The organism is Bacteroidota bacterium (assembly GCA_017303975.1).
In the GTDB taxonomy this organism is placed as follows: domain Bacteria; phylum Bacteroidota; class Bacteroidia; order JAFLBG01; family JAFLBG01; genus JAFLBG01.
The window spans coordinates 1-16,270 of record JAFLBG010000007.1 but is presented as its reverse complement, the minus strand read 5'-3'; the positions used below and the strand labels follow the sequence as shown (position 1 = coordinate 16,270).

The following is a 16,270-nucleotide window of genomic DNA, read 5'->3' as shown; positions in this document are numbered from 1 at the left end:
TCTATTCATTTTTTTTCTCGACTAACAGATCAACCGACTTTTTGACTGTTTGACCACTTTTTAATTCTACATTTTTTATTGTTTAATTATTTTTCTAATTTCTTTATAATCATTCCCAACAACCTCTACAAAGTACATTCCACCTGGTAGTTCAGAGATGTTAAGTTTTGTTTCTTGTTCGGTGGCTTGTGCTGTTTTTACTGCAACTCCGTTGTAGTTATAAATTGTAATAACAGCAATCTCACTTAGTGTGCTTTTTACAGTAAGTACATCTGTAGCTGGGTTTGGGTAGATAGACAAATTAATAGAAGATACATTATTGCTTAATTTATAGGAAATGTTACTATTCTCTTCTACTTGCTCTTCAGCAGATAGTGCTGCTCCGGATAAAGTATATTTTATAGCTATTTCACTATGGCCGCTCTGTACGGTAAACTTCGACATCGGGTTATTTACCAAGTCCTTATAAGTTGCCACTCCTTCTATTGCTCCAAACAAAAACACACTATTTTTAACGGGTAGTACCGTAAGTCCAAATAGATAGTTTTCTGCTATCGCGTTCGTATTTTGTATTCTGTTTTTCCAAACTTGACTAAATGAGTTTGTAGCAGAAGCTGTTTTTAGTTTAAACATATATACAGAATAATCTAATGAACCGGCAAAATAGATGTTGTTTTTGCTGTCGATAGAAAAATCGTATTGATCTACATAAGCTCTATCTTTTCTGGTTTCACTAAAGCACGATTTGTAGTTACCCAGCTTGTCATATTTCGCAACAAATATGCGCGCACTATCTTTTGGTCCTTTCAGCTTTTGAGTACTACTTAGTGTAAAAATATCTCCGGATGTAAGTACTCCACCTAAATAAATAGCTCCGGTGCCGTCAACATTCATTTTCAATGAATAAAGCGATTGATCAAATGTTTTGTGCCATGCCAGCCCTAAGTTGGAATTGTATTTAATTAATATTTGTCTCTCCGAATAGCCCGAATTAGCAAGCGTATAAACTATACTTTGTTTCCCAGCTTGCTTTGTATCTAAATCTGTTCCGTTGTTGTTGTAGGCTGCAAATACTGCATTTACTACTAAGTTTTTACCTGCATCAAAGACAATAGTTCTAACATCTATATTGTTGCCAAATGTTGAAATAACATTGTGGTTTAAATAATTTAGATTTATATCATATTTGGCAATAATAACATCTCCTTCGTTTATAATCGCCTTATTAATTCCTGTTCCTGGATTTACATCATATGTTTCCAAGCTGCCGCTGTAGTTTTCAAAGGCAACACATACAGCACCATTTACATCTGTGGTAATTGCTCGTACGTATCCTCCGGAAGATCCTCCTTGCTGAATAGGTTTAATTATAATTGACTTTAGTAGTTTCCCATTTTCATCCAACTTGAAAATGAATAAATCTTTAGATGGAAATGTGTTGTTTGTAGATGGTATATTTGTGGAATTAAAAATAGTTGTTCCATATTTCATTTTTCCGGTAAAACTTCCTGCCACAAACAATCCTTTTTTGTTGCCAATTGTAGTTATAGCTTCGAGAGAAACGTAGCCGCTAGTAGATATGTGTTGTATTTCATTAGCCCAAAGATATTTTCCTGTCGCTGCATCGTAGCAGGCAATAACATCTCCTGTTTTGTTTGCTTTAGTTGTTCCTGGATCGTAGTCGTATGTTCCCTTTTCCTCGAACATATCGTTGTTAAATCGATATATTCTATTGCTAACGGTATCTATAAAGGCTTCGGTTGACGATGCATCGCCCTCTCCAAAGGCCGAAAATGGATGGTTGCTAAGTTCTGTCCGCCAATTAACAGCTGCTTGAGCATTGAGTTTTGTAGTACACGAGAATGAAGCTATTGCCAGCATTCCTGCAAGGATAGTTTTTTTGCTTTCATGGTAATTTTTTTTCAATGATTGGTTAAGTTGCTGCAAATGTATTCCAGCAATCGAGGTCTGTCAAGCAAAAAATGACACTTCAATTACACTTCTATTTAATTTATACTTTTTTTATTTACCTGTATATCACATCATTACAAATTTTTGCATTTCATTTAATATGTACTATTTTTAGTGAAAATAATTTTGATTATGCAAAACAGAGAACGAATACATACGTTAATACACTCACTTACAAAAGGAGAAAAAAGGTATTTCAAAATGTGGGTTAACAAAGAAAAAGGGAAAAACTACATCGTATTATTTGATGCGATTGAAAAGCAGAAAGAATATGATGAAGATGAGCTAAAACTAAAACTTAGAGAAACAGGGATATCGGACAATTTTGCTGTAATTAAAAATCGGCTTTACAATGTGATAATTGATTCTATGACTTATCACAATATAGATAATAATAAGTATGGATTGGTGGCATACTATATTACACAAATAGAATACATACTTAATAAAGGAGATGCCGATTATGCATATTTTTTATATCAAAAAGCAGAGGCCATAGTAAAAAATAAGGAGTTGATAGAAATGTATCCTGCTTTACTCAATGTACTCATGCGAATTAATTTAACACTAATTAAGAGTGGACAGGAATTTGTAAACGAAAACAGGAGAATAAGAGATATGGCCATTCAACAATCAAAAATAATATCAAGGAAATTCGATATTACTTTTTTGCTCAACAGCCTTATTTTGCACCATACTCAAATTAACAAAAATAACATGGTTGCGAATGAACAGGTATTGGCAGATGTAGTGGCTTTTAAAAATCAGACGAATTTGAATGAGCTTTCTCTAACGGAAAGAATAAAATACAATAACATACTATATTTTTTCCATGCTATAAAAAAAGAGAAACAGAAGCAGCTATATTATTTAACGGACACTCTTAATTTTTTAATAAAAAACAAGGAGTTTCTTTCTGAACATATTTATGTAGAATCGTTTTATAGATCACTTATAAATCTATACAATGAAAAAGACTATAAAACTTTTATTGCGTATATGCATAAATACAAAATGGTGCACTCCTCTATGTTCTATTCCGAGAAATTACAAGCCAGTTCTGCCTTAATGATAAGCTACCTTAAGATTGGACATGTTTCGTTATTTAAAAAAGAGTTTTTTGCCCTAGAGTTGGCACTAAAGAAAATTCAATTAAGTGGTAGATTAGAGTTAGAGCTTAAATATTGGCTTTCCTACGGATATTTTATAATGGGCGAATATAAAAAATCGAATAAATATGCTGCCGACTTATTTAACAACTATAAAGACAGTTTGAGAGATAGATTTGACCTACACATTATGTTGCGATTTATGCAGGTTTTGAAGAGATTCGACCAAAATAAATTACCGCTTTTTGTTAGTGAGTTGGATGAGTTAAAAAAACTAACTGTTGATTACGATAGCTATTTTTCTTTTTGTAATCTGCTTTTCTCCCCTTTATACAAAATTCTTAAAAACAACTTAAGCGAAACGCAAAAGTATAGCGAGTTTTTAAAGTTAAAAAAAGAGGTTGCCTCTTTTTTTCAACAAAATCAAGATGTTTACGATTCTTCTTCTTTTTTAGATATTTCTGCATGGATTAAATCTAAGCTGCAAAAAACGGTAATGATTGATCTAATGTGAAAACAGAATGACTAATCTTTTATTTTTTTATCCAGTTCAGAAGCAGGTGTTGTTGTGTCTATTTTAGTAGTGGGATTCCCTTCCGTATCCAATTCTATAACTTCGTACCCAAGCTTAGTTAATTTGTCGTACACCTTATTTTTATCTCCAACTACCAACATGTACATATTATTGTATTTCAAATTTTTCTTAGCAAGCGCATTTATTTCCTCCTTAGAAATAGTAGAAGCTATCTCACTTTGTTTTTTTGTATAACCTTTGTCTAAATTATATTCGATAATTTTTTTCAAAAATGCTGCTTTGTCAGATGGGCTCTCGTACTTAAGCGCTTCTCCTTGCGTTGCCGACTTTCTCATATAATCCAGCTCAATATCGGTAATGCCTTTATCGGCATAGTTTTTTATTTCTTTTAAAAATTCTACCACAGCACTGTCCGTAACATCTGTCTTAACTCCTGCTGATGCCGAATATTGGCCAAAAGATTTATTCCCCGAAAAATAACTTCTTGCCCCATATGTATAGCCTTTGGCTTCTCTCAGATTCAAATTTAATCTACTATTAAAAGTTCCACCTAAAACAAAATTCATCAATTGCGATTTGTAATATTCTCCGGTAGCATCGTATGGCATGGCAAAATAACCCATACGTATTTCCGACTGTGCAGCCTTTTCTTTATTTACAAAATACAATCTTGTTTTATCTACAGCAGGAGCATTTACGGGTTTTGCATTCTCAACTGTTTTAGCTTTCCAATTTTTTAAAAATGCGAGTTTCGCTAAGGTCAACTCTTTGGAAATATCTCCTACAACAACCAATTTAGAAATGCTCGGAGAAAATTTATTTGTGTAGTATTGCTTTACATCCTCCAGCGTAATTGAACCTACAGTTTTAGCTGTACCCAACGTAGGAACACCTAAAATATGGTCGTGTCCATACAACAACTTTGCATACACATTATTGGCAATAGTGGTAGGTTGTGTAGCCTGGTTTGCTATGGCTTCCAACATCTGTTTTTTTGAGCGTTCAAATTCTTTTTCATCAAACTTTGGTTGAAATAAAATTTCTTCAGCAACTTTTAATGTGGCATCTATATTCTTTGTTAGCGAAGTAATTGTAATTGTAATATCATCTGTGCCGGCACTCACATCCACCGAACTGCCCAATTTATCTAGCTCTTGAGCAATTTCTTCCGCACTTCTTTTTGTAGTAGATTCATTTAATAAATCGGCTGTAATTTGTGCCAACCCTGCTTTTGATAAATCCTCTTGTCTGTGACCGGCTTCTATACTAAGCTTTAGCGTTACACTCGGCACTTCATCACTTTTTACACCAATTAATTTCAACCCATTCGGAAAATTTTCTGTCCAATAATCGGGCACCGTAACCACCGGACTTGCCTTTGCTGCCGGTTTTTTACTTCTATCAAAAACATCTACCGGCTTTTTATAGGTTAGATTTTTATACTCGTCCGACTCAGCAACACTTACATCTCTTGAAGGTACAGTATAATTAGAAGTCTGAACAGCCATATCTAACTTGCCTTTCGGACACACACTAAGCACAACAGCAGGTTTGTTTTTTATATACTTACTATACACACGCATTACATCTTCTTTGGTAACTTTCATATAACGCGCATAATCCTTTTGTATATAATTTGCATCCCCTGCCTTTATGTAATAATTAGCAAGTGAAGTTGCTTTGCCACTCACACTAGATAATGTATTTACCAAATACGATTCGTAGTGTGCTTTATATTTTATCAAATCCTCATCGGTAACACCTCTTTTTTCAAACTCTTCGAAACACTTTTGAATCATCTTCTCTGCTTCTACCAATGATTTATCAGGAAAAACAAGCACAGTAGCATTGAACTCTCCGGACAATTCGCTACATGGATTCATTACATTGGCTTGTATGGCATATTGAGATTTTACAAATGTTTGATAGAAAATAGAATTTTTGTCCCCTCCTAAAATATTTGACAACACATCCAAAGGAGCTTCATCTTCGTGAAAGTTCGGAACGGTAGGATACGTAAGCCTAACCATCGGAAATCGAATATTGTCTTCGTAGGCAATGTATCTGCTTTTATCAAGCGTAACAGGCATTTTAGGCATTTTCTTTACCTCCGGTCCTTTATTTATTACACCAAAATATTTCTCCACTTGTTTGAGTGCATCTTGTGTATTTACATCACCTGCAATAGTCAACACCGCATTGTTTGGACCATACCAACGCAAGAAAAATCTTTTCAAATCGTCCACCCCTACTCTATTCAAATCTTCAATGTATCCAATTGTTGGCCAGGAATAAGGATGTCCTTTAGGATAAAGTGCTTCGTTAGTTTTCTCATTAATCAATCCATACGGTCGATTATCGTAATTTTGCCCCCGCTCATTTTTTACAGTTGCGCGTTGTATTTCAAATTTCTGTTGGGTAACAGCGTCTAATAAAAAACCCATTCTATCTGCTTCCAACCACAAAGCAAGTTCTAAATGGTTAGACGGCACAGTTTCAAAATAATTAGTTCTGTCGTTAGATGTAGTTCCATTCAATGTGCCTCCGGCTTCAGACAAAAGCTTAAAATGTTCTTCGTCTGCCACATGATCAGAGCCCTGAAACATCATGTGTTCGAAAAAATGCGCAAACCCCGAACGCCCTTCCTGCTCTCTGTTTGAGCCAACATGGTAAGTAACATCAACATGTACTACGGGATCAGAATGATCTTCGTGTATCAACACTGTTAAACCATTATTCAAAATAAATTTTTCATACGGAATTACAAGTTCGTCTGTTTTTTTAACAATCTTTTCTACCGGCTTTAGTACAGACGTTTGCGCTACTACTAGTATTGAACTTGCGACACATCCAAATACAAAAAATATTTTCTTAGATAACATATTTCGTTTAATTAAAGTTGATACATCTAAAATAATACAATAATTAGACTATTCTAAAGGAAATGCATCGTAGAGATAAACCTCTGTAAATAAGTCAACTAAAGACATTATGGACAATCAAAATGCAATAATTCGCGTTTTTTGTTTCGATATGCCAAATCTATTGTGGTATGTTTAAAACAATAAGCAAGAGTTACACATGAATAAATTATTTACATTCCTTTTTACAGTAAAATCGGCACTTAGTTTTTCTCAGCAACCACCTATTATTCCAAATCCATCGCCAAAATTACCTACCAGAGATATTATAAATACTAGTTTTGAAATTCCACCAGTGCTTAACCCAACCGGTGTTAATATTATAGATGCTGCTAATTCAAGCTCTCTTAATCCTATGTTAGGTTGGCAATCTACGCATCCTATAAATGTCAACTTAGGGTCGTTCGATCATCCTATAGAAGTTTGGGGGTCAGGAGCTTTAGGGGTTAGTATTACAACGGGAGGTGGCAATCAGTTTGTTGAATTAAATGCAGAAGATAATTCCGCATTATATCAGGATGTATGCTTAACAGCGGGAGACACCATTGTATGGACTGCATTTCACAGAGGAAGAGGATCTGCAACACTAGCTGACACTGCCGAGTTTTTTATCTCAGACCCAAACCAATGGGCAGCAGGGACAATAGTTTATACTGGCGTTAAATTATATTCAAAACTCTTAATTACCAGCTCAAATGCTTCTGTAACCAATGGCATTGCAAGCACAGGTGGATGGGCTAAACATGGAGATGTGTGGATTTGTAATGTAACAGGGACATATAGAATATCGTTCCAATCTATTGGCACCGGCAGTGGAAATAATACAATAGGAAACTTCTTGGATTTGATAAGTATATCCGTAAAACCGCAAGTAACTTTTTTGCCAACCGATTTAACAAATCGTGTAAACATACCACAAATAGAAGAAGATAGCATTTACTACCTATCGCTTGCAGTAAGCGGCACCACTAGCTCTCCGGCAACAGTAATTATTACATTAGATGCATCAAGCACACTTTCTGTAGATGATTTTACAATTGGAACAAAATACTCGGGCTCTGGAGGCAATGTTATAAGCGGTGTAATTTCTTTTCAAATAGGAAACGACATAATTATGACTATCCCGCCCTATGCCTTTAATATAAACGATTCGTTACACTATATCACAATTTCTCTGCACATATCCGACACAATTCCCGAGCCTAACGAAACAGCTATTTTTACAATTACCCAAGTATCCGGTGGCGGTGATACCTTTGGATTGTACAACCTTATAAAGGGCAATGCTTGTATGTTAAATGCACAAGACCAAGTTCAGATTACTGTAATTGATAACGATAATTACAAAGAACCGGAAATCGAGTTGCTTGTTCCCAATGTGTTTACACCCAATGGAGATGCGAAAAATGATTTATTTACCATAAAAAATAAAGGGATAAAAGAGTATGATTTAAAAATATATAATAGATGGGGCATACTTGTTTTCGAAACAAACGACTCTCAACAACACTGGAATGGGATTATAATGAATAACGGAAATAATGCATCCGATGGCACCTATTACTATCTTTTAAACACAACAGATATAAAAGAAACTACAAAGCAACACACAGGATATTTGCAACTAATAAGATAGAGGGAATTTCTTCTATGGATTATAAACGTGCAGCACTGTACCGTCAAACGTAGTTTCGTATCGTCTTAACGAATAAGTGGATGGCCCACTAACAACGGATCCATCTTGCAATAAAAACTTAGAACTGCAACACGCATCAACACCCCAAATACCAGAATTATCAACATCAACAACACCACACGCATCTTCCGGTTCATTTGGGCAATGCCTATCGTAAGTCGCAAACTCTGTATTAGACACCCTGAATACAATAAGTCCTCTAGAACCTCCGTTTAAATAAACAGAACCGCCAACTACATTAAGTGGAGTAAAGTTTGGATCGGACGAATATAAAAACACATCTACATGCACGTTTGGAATGCCACCTTGCGTTTTATCTTTTTTGCAAGAGTTAAAAACAACAACCAACAACCCAATTAGTAAACAAGAAATAAGTATTTTGTTTTTTATAGTACTCATTGTGCTACAAAAGTACATAGTATTTTTAACTTTACGTACTAACGAACTAGTTTATGCGATTATTAAAATATAGTATTCCTTTATTCTTTGTGTTGCTTTGCCTGCAAACAAATTTGGGGTATTCTCAAAATCAACCGGCAGAAAGAAACTCCCAAAACACACAATACGAACAATCTAAAACTCCTGCCACTTCCAGGGCAAAAAGAAAAAAAGCAAAAAAAGAATGGAAGGAACAACGCAAGAAAGAAAAAGCCGAACGCAAAAAAATTAAAGACCACCACAAACGTATTCAAGATAAAGAAACACGCAAACGCATGAAACAAGCTAAGCGTAAATCTAATAGAGTAAACACCAACAAGCGCGAATTTTTCTTGGTAAGATGGTTTAAGAAAAAATAATTTTAGAAAAACTTATCGTCCTTAAACAGCAACAACAGCCTTAATATGCGGATGTGGATTGTAGTTTTCTAACGTAAAATCTTCGAACTTAAAATCAAAAATATTTTTGACATCAGGGTTCAACTTCAACGTTGGCAATGGTTTTAAATCTCTTGTCAATTGCAAATTTGCTTGCTCTATGTGATTCGAATACAAATGCGCATCGCCAAGCGTATGCACAAATTCTCCGGGCTGCAAATTACATACTTGCGCTACCATCAGCAATAAAATAGCATACGATGCAATGTTAAATGGCACACCTAAAAAAATATCGGCACTTCGCTGATACAACTGGCAAGACAATTTTCCATCAGCCACATAAAATTGAAAAAACGCATGGCACGGAGGCAGCTTCATTTTGTTTATGTCTGCCACATTCCATGCACTTACAATTAATCGCCTAGAATCAGGATTTTTTTTTATCTGTTCTATTACTTGTGTTATTTGATCTATGTGTCCGCCATCTGGTGTTGGCCAGGAGCGCCACTGGTGGCCATATACCGGACCTAAGTTCCCGTTCTCATCTGCCCACTCATCCCAAATACTTACATTATTATCTTTTAAGTATTTTATATTGGTGTCTCCTTTCAAGAACCAAATCAACTCGTGTATAATTGATTTTAAATGTAATTTTTTTGTTGTTACAAGCGGAAATCCATCTGCCAAATTGTAACGCATTTGGTATCCAAAAACGCTTACGGTTCCTGTTCCGGTTCTATCTGTCTTTTTTGCACCAGTTGCCAAAACATGGCGCATTAAATCGTGGTATTGTTGCATTTGTTGTGTTTAAATTGTAACGAGCAAATTTACAAATAGCCTTATAAAAAACACAATTACCAACACATAGTTTTACCTGAATTATTAACCAGTTTTTTTAAGAAACGTATATATCTGCTGCCAATCCTCTGCTCTAAAACCAACACACGACAAGGAATCGAGCTGTTTATTGTTAAAAACAATCGACTTGCACCCCAGGTTCTCCGCAAGCTTCATATCTACCCAACTATCTCCAACCATAAAAGAATTTTTCAAATCATATTGCTCATTCATGTATTTGGTTAACATAGCGGTGCCCGGCTTGCGCGTAGGCTGCTTTTCGTGTTCGTACGTTTTGTCAATATGTACTCCCAAAAAATCTACACCTTCGTTTGCAAATAATTTTAGTAGTTTGTTTTGAACTTTATAAAAAGAATCTTCAGGAAAATCAGCCGTTCCCAAACCATCTTGATTGGTAACCATTACCAACTTATAGCCCAGCTCTTTTGTTATTTTATACAAACTACTTATCACAAATGGCATTAAGTCTAATTTCTCTAACGTGTTTACCCTAAAATCTCCTTTAGGCTCCACAATTAGAGTGCCATCTCTATCTACAAAAAGCAGTTTATCTTTATTTATGCTCATTACTTTAAAAACGGATTGTTCTTGCGCTCAAAACCAATATTGGTAACCGGTCCGTGCCCCGAATACACTTTTACCGTATCATCAAGCGTCAACAATTTAGTTTTAATACTAGTAATAAGTGCAGCATGATTACCTCCCGGCAAATCGGTTCTGCCAATGCTTCCATAAAAAAGCACATCTCCGCCAATAACGTATTGCTCCGCTTTATGATAAAAACAAACGCTACCGGGCGAATGACCGGGAGTAAACAAAATATCCAACACAGTATTGCCAAATACAATTTGGTCTCCCTCGTCAATAAAGCCTGCAGGTGCAGGCGGTGCTTCTGCATGAAAACCATACATCTGGGCTACCCTAGGCAACGCTTCCAATACAGGCAAATCCAATTTGTGTATGTAAGTAGAAAGCCCGAATGTGTCGTAAACAAATTTATTACCAATTACATGATCTACGTGTCCGTGTGTATTAATTAGCTTAACCAAATTCAGCTTATTATCCTTAATATAACTCGCAAGCGCTTGTTGCTCGCTGCTTTCAAAGCAGCCTGCATCTATCAATATGGCTTGCTTAGTTTCATCGCTAAGTATATAGGTGTTTTCCTGAAATGGCCCGAATGTAAATGTTTGTATGGTAGTCATAGCTACTGTATTTATGTGCATCTAAATTTAGTGAAATGCTTTTATAAATGTGTGGGTATTTCGTTTTTGTAAACACACCCACCCATCACTAAAATTAATTTTTATTAACCCCCTCCTTTTTCTTATATTTAAGATGCAGTATGCGATAAGCTTTTGCATTACTATTTTTTATAGCGCTTTTTCATGTATAAACGTTGTTGTTATTTTTTCGGAATTCTACTTCTCATTTCTGCACACCTTCGTGGACAGTTTTACAATGGGTCGCAAATGGATTTTGGCAAAAACAGAGTTCAATACATGGAAATTAACTGGACGTATTACAACTACGATAAATATCAGGTTTACTTTTACGAAGGCGGCAAAGAGATTGCCAATTACGTGTCTGAATCGGCAGTACGAAACATAAAAGAAATAGAAAAAGTAATTGATTACGAACTGGAGGAAAAAATACAATTCATTGTTTACAACAAACAATCCGATTTTATACAAAGTAATATTGGTCTTTCTTCGGAAGAGCAATACAATGTAGGCGGAACAACAAGAATTGTAGGCACCAAAATAATTCTTTTTTTTGAGGGCGACCATGCAAAACTCGAACAACAAATAAAAGCTGGTATTGCCGAAATAGCCGTAAGCCTTATGCTTTATGGTGGCAACATGCGCGAAGTGCTAAGAAACTCTACATTACTTACACTTCCGGAATGGTACCAAAAAGGACTTGTTTCCTATCTATCCAACAACTGGAATTCCGATATAGACAACCGTGTAAAAGACGGAATACTTTCCGGAAAATACAATAAATTCAACCGCCTTACCGGAGTAGAAGCTGTTTATGCCGGACATTCTATTTGGAACTATGTAGCCGATAATTATGGTCAACAAATAATTCCAAACTTGCTATACATGACTCGTGTAAGCAGAAATATAGAGCAAGCATTTTTATTTGTAATGGGCACATCACTCCGAAACCTAACATACGATTGGCTTGTATATTATGGCACCAAATACGAAGACGACAGCAAAGACAGGCTTTTGCCCGCTGACGAGTTGAAAATCAAGAGAACAAAAAACAGAATATTTAACCAGTTTAAAGTTAGTCCGGATGGTGCGCACTACGCTTATGTAACAAACGAACTTGGACAATACAAGGTATGGTTGTACGATGCTACTACCAACAAAAAAAACAGAATTGTAAAAGGTGGAAATAAAATTGAACGCATAAACGACAACTCATTCCCTTTATTGGCATGGCATCCGAGCGGAAAAATTTTAACCATAATTTTGGAGCGAAAAGGAATCATAAAAAATATTACCTACACACTCGAAGACAAAAAAAAGCAAGAACGCAATTTGCAGAATTTTGAAAAAGTGCTCGACATTTCCTATAACAATGATGGTAAAAAAATGGCAATGTCTGCTGTGTTAAAAACAAAAGGGCAGTCAGACATTTTTATTCTTACATCCGCATCCAATGCGTACGAACAAATCACAAACGATATTTTTGACGACCTACATCCCAGATTTGCATTAAACGGCACAAAGGTTGTATTTAGCTCTAACAGAACAAACGACACACTAAAAGCCTCTACAGAAAACAAGTTAACTGAGTTTACCAAAGATATTTTTGCATACGACTACCAAAAAAAATCGCCCGTTTTAAAACGTGTTACCAACACTCCATTTATTGACGAAGACCACGCTGCGGATTACATGGATGGATATATTTCATTTTTATCTGACGCATCAGGAATTAAAAATAGATACGTTGCTAAATTTGACAGCACAATAAGTTATATAGACACTGCCACACATTACAGAGATGTTATTACAACGAGCCCAGCCTCTAATTATTCCAGAAACATTATTGAGCACGATGTAAACAGCAACGCCAAACGACTTTCTGAAATCATTTTTCACGATGGCAAATACAAACTACTCATTAAGCCGCTAAGCGCAGTTTCTGCACTACAAATATCCGAACCTAAAAACACAACATTTGCCACAGGCAGAAACATACTCGCACAACAAAAGCTAGAACCTATTGCTATTGATAGCACACAGAACTCCAACGCAATTATTTTTACCAAACCACAAACTAGCGAAGAACAAAAAGACACAAGTGTAATAGACATAAGCAATTACCTATTCGAGAGCGAAAAAAAAGAACCCACTAAACAAAGCAATGAAATAGCAGCAAATGCTGTAGAGCTTGATTCTCTTGGAAATCCAATCGAGAAAAAATTTACACTAGCTAAGCAAAAAAATTATTACATAAACTATGCTATTGATTATGTAACTACCCAACTCGACAACAATTTTTTAAATACCAACTACCAAGTGTTTACCGGTGGGGGAAGCCCTATTTACAACAACCCCGGATTTACAGGTTTGTTTAAAATATCCATGAGCGATTTATTTGACGACTACCGAATAACGGCTGCCATGCGTCTTTCAGCCGATTTAGGAAGTAACGAATATTTATTGAGCTACGAAAACAGAGTGAAAAATTTAGACAAACAAATTATTTTGCACCGCCAATCTATTAATCAATCTCCGCTTCTTAAAGTACAAACGCATCAAGCCAAATACATTGTAAAATGGCCGTTTAGCGAAGTATCTGCAATTAGAGGTACACTAAACATCCGAAACGACAAAACCGTTTATTATGCAAACGATTTAGCGGGATTGAAACAAGAAAATGCCTACCAAACTTGGGCTACCGCCAAGGTGGAATACATTTTCGACAACACCATAAAAAGAGGCCTCAATTTATACAATGGCACACGATTAAAAGTCTTTGCCGAATACTTACAACAGGTTGACAAAAGAGAAACCGATATGATTGTATTGGGTGCTGATATACGACATTATCAAAAAATACATCGTGAGTTAATTTGGGCAAATCGAATTGCGGCAAGCACTTCATTCGGTAATCAAAAGCTAGTGTATTATATGGGGGGCGTAGATAATTGGCTAGTTCCTAAATTCGACAAATCAATTCGTGTAGCAACAGACCAAAACTATGCATTCCAAACCATTGCTACACCGATGAGAGGTTTTTACCAAAACATCCGCAACGGAAATAGTTTTGTACTACTGAACAGCGAACTACGTTGTCCCATTTTCCGATATCTTTTAGACAGACCTATTCGGTCTGACTTTGTAAATAACTTTCAAGTTATTGGATTTGGAGATTTAGGTGTGGCTTGGGCAGGAAAATCACCTTTTGGACAAGACAACTCTATAAACAAAGTAATTGTTGGAAACCCCGGCAATCCTATAAAAGTTACACTTAAAACCAACAGACAACCAATAATTGGCAGTTATGGAATTGGTTTGCGAAGTAAGCTATTAGGTTATTTTGTTCGGCTCGACTGGGCTTGGGGCGTAGAGAATGGATACGTGTTGCCATCTGCTTACGATGAAGATGCAGGAAAGAAAAAACCAACCATGCGCTATTTATCATTTACACTCGATTTTTAATTTATATAACTTATGAACGAATACATTGCATTATTACTTACCGGAATTGCAGCAGGTGTTTTAAGTGGATTGGTGGGCGTAGGCGGTGGAATTATTATTGTACCTGCGTTGGTTTATTTTTTAGGGTTTTCACAACACCAGGCACAAGGCACAACACTAGCCATGTTTTTGTTGCCTATTGGAATTTTAGGTGCTATAAACTACTACAAAGCCGGACATGTAGATATTAAAACGGCATTAATCGTATCTAGCACATTTGTTATTGGCAGTTATTACGGCTCTAAACTAGCCATTAGTATTGACCAACAAGCTGTAAAAAGAATATTCGGAGTACTTACGCTTATCATTTCCTTGAAAATGATTTTTGGTAAATAAAACAAAAGTGGGCACAACTGAATTACTACCAAAATTTAAAAAAAAATCTTCGGAGCTTTTAACCAAGCTTATCGAAATAAGAAGACACCTACACGCGCATCCCGAACTATCTTTTGTAGAATATAAAACAGCCGAATATATTTCTTCTATCCTAACGCAATTCGGCATTGAACATACAACAGGCGTAGCAAAAACTGGAATTGTAGGTGTTTTGAAAGGAGAAAACAAAAGTAGCAACACGACCATTGCACTTCGTGCCGACATAGATGCACTGCCAATTTACGAAACTACAGCGACACCTTATCAATCTAAAAACGAAGGTGTGATGCACGCCTGCGGACACGATGTACATACCACTTGTTTGCTTGGAGCATTGTTAATTCTTAAAGAATTTCAGTCTGAATGGAGTGGAACTATTAAATTTATTTTTCAACCGGGAGAGGAAAAACTGCCGGGAGGCGCATCATTACTAATAGAAGAAGGTGTATTAGAAAACCCTAAACCGAATAGCATTTTTGGGCAACACGTTTTTCCGACTATGGAAACAGGAAAAGTTGGTTTTAGAAAAGGAATGTATATGGCATCTACCGATGAAATTTACATAACCATAACCGGCAAAGGCGGACACGCTGCCATGCCGCACACCTACACTAATCCGATTCTTATTGCATCTAAAATTACTACTACTCTCCACGAATTATTTATGGACGAGCAAACAAAAATAGAAAAGCAAATTCCTACCGTATTGGCATTTGGAAAAATTGTTGGGAATGGTGCCACCAATGTAATTCCGGATACAGTGCACATAGAAGGCACATTTAGAACCATGAACGAAGCGTGGAGAAAAAAAGCGCATGAGCTACTAACACAAACCACCGAACGTATTGCAAAATCTGGTAACGGTAGTTGCATAGTAGATATTAAAATTGGATACCCTTTTTTAATAAACAACGAAATTGTTACACAACATGCAATTGAAGCAGCAGAAACTTATTTAGGAAAAGAGAATGTAGAAGAACTTGAGCTTCGAATGACAGCAGAAGATTTTGCATACTACTCGCAAATTGTACCAGCGTGTTTTTACCGCCTAGGAACCGGCAATAAATCAAAAGGAATAACTTCAAACGTACACACATCCACATTTGACATTGATGAAAACGCCCTAGAAATTGGGACTGGATTAATGGCGTGGTTAGCTGTAAAAGAGCTTAGTGCTGCAAATTAAAATTTATAGTCCTTGTAATTTCGTGTAAACTCTTCGTCTGCAATCTTCGGATTTAATTGCAAGTTGTGGTATTCGTA

General features: G+C 36.0%; 12 protein-coding genes. 6 read left to right on the top strand and 6 right to left on the bottom strand.

Going from position 1 to position 16,270, the window contains the following annotated elements:
• Positions 1-75: 75 nt before the first annotated feature.
• Positions 76-1,926 (bottom strand): T9SS type A sorting domain-containing protein, encoded by a 1,851-nt coding sequence (locus tag J0M08_04125; GenBank protein MBN8702227.1) that lies wholly within the window; start codon positions 1,924-1,926, stop codon positions 76-78.
• Positions 1,927-2,103: 177 nt separating this feature from the next.
• Here J0M08_04125 and J0M08_04120 point away from each other — a divergent pair, with 177 nt between their 5' ends.
• Positions 2,104-3,594, top strand: coding sequence for a hypothetical protein (locus tag J0M08_04120; protein MBN8702226.1), 1,491 nt, complete (start codon positions 2,104-2,106; stop codon positions 3,592-3,594).
• Between the two features lie 11 nt (positions 3,595-3,605).
• On the opposite strand, the gene J0M08_04115 is transcribed toward J0M08_04120, so the two are convergent.
• Entirely contained in the window at positions 3,606-6,497 is a 2,892-nt protein-coding gene (locus J0M08_04115) for an insulinase family protein (protein ID MBN8702225.1), read from the bottom strand.
• 199 nt (positions 6,498-6,696) lie between these two features.
• Here J0M08_04115 and J0M08_04110 point away from each other — a divergent pair, with 199 nt between their 5' ends.
• A complete protein-coding gene (locus tag J0M08_04110; GenBank protein MBN8702224.1) occupies positions 6,697-8,172 on the top strand; it encodes a gliding motility-associated C-terminal domain-containing protein in 1,476 nt (491 codons plus the stop codon).
• 12 nt (positions 8,173-8,184) lie between these two features.
• Here J0M08_04110 and J0M08_04105 read toward each other — a convergent pair whose 3' ends face one another.
• A complete protein-coding gene (locus J0M08_04105) occupies positions 8,185-8,631 on the bottom strand; it encodes a hypothetical protein (protein MBN8702223.1) in 447 nt (148 codons plus the stop codon).
• 53 nt (positions 8,632-8,684) lie between these two features.
• Here J0M08_04105 and J0M08_04100 point away from each other — a divergent pair, with 53 nt between their 5' ends.
• Complete coding sequence (locus J0M08_04100; protein MBN8702222.1) at positions 8,685-9,029, top strand: hypothetical protein; 345 nt, start codon at positions 8,685-8,687, stop codon at positions 9,027-9,029.
• A gap of 21 nt (positions 9,030-9,050) precedes the next feature.
• On the opposite strand, the gene J0M08_04095 is transcribed toward J0M08_04100, so the two are convergent.
• From J0M08_04095 to J0M08_04085, 3 genes are all read right to left on the bottom strand, one after another.
• Positions 9,051-9,845: a thymidylate synthase gene (locus J0M08_04095; GenBank protein ID MBN8702221.1), complete on the bottom strand. Its 795-nt coding sequence runs from the start codon at positions 9,843-9,845 to the stop codon at positions 9,051-9,053.
• Positions 9,846-9,929: 84 nt separating this feature from the next.
• Positions 9,930-10,472 carry a histidinol-phosphatase gene (hisB, locus tag J0M08_04090; GenBank protein ID MBN8702220.1) on the bottom strand — a complete coding sequence of 181 codons (543 nt, stop codon included), beginning with the start codon at positions 10,470-10,472 and terminating at the stop codon, positions 9,930-9,932.
• The gene (locus J0M08_04085) at positions 10,472-11,110 is read right to left on the bottom strand and encodes an MBL fold metallo-hydrolase (protein MBN8702219.1); all 639 of its coding nucleotides are present in this window, start codon (positions 11,108-11,110) and stop codon (positions 10,472-10,474) included. Before J0M08_04085 ends, hisB begins: the two co-directional genes overlap by 1 nt.
• A gap of 183 nt (positions 11,111-11,293) precedes the next feature.
• Between J0M08_04085 and J0M08_04080 the strand changes: the two genes are divergently transcribed.
• From J0M08_04080 to J0M08_04070, 3 genes are read left to right on the top strand one after another with little or no spacing between them, the layout of a single operon-like run.
• Positions 11,294-14,593, top strand: coding sequence for a hypothetical protein (locus J0M08_04080; GenBank protein ID MBN8702218.1), 3,300 nt, complete (start codon positions 11,294-11,296; stop codon positions 14,591-14,593).
• A gap of 12 nt (positions 14,594-14,605) precedes the next feature.
• A complete protein-coding gene (locus J0M08_04075) occupies positions 14,606-14,968 on the top strand; it encodes a sulfite exporter TauE/SafE family protein (protein MBN8702217.1) in 363 nt (120 codons plus the stop codon).
• Positions 14,969-14,975: 7 nt separating this feature from the next.
• The gene (locus J0M08_04070) at positions 14,976-16,193 is read left to right on the top strand and encodes an amidohydrolase (GenBank protein MBN8702216.1); all 1,218 of its coding nucleotides are present in this window, start codon (positions 14,976-14,978) and stop codon (positions 16,191-16,193) included.
• Positions 16,194-16,270: the final 77 nt, after the last annotated feature.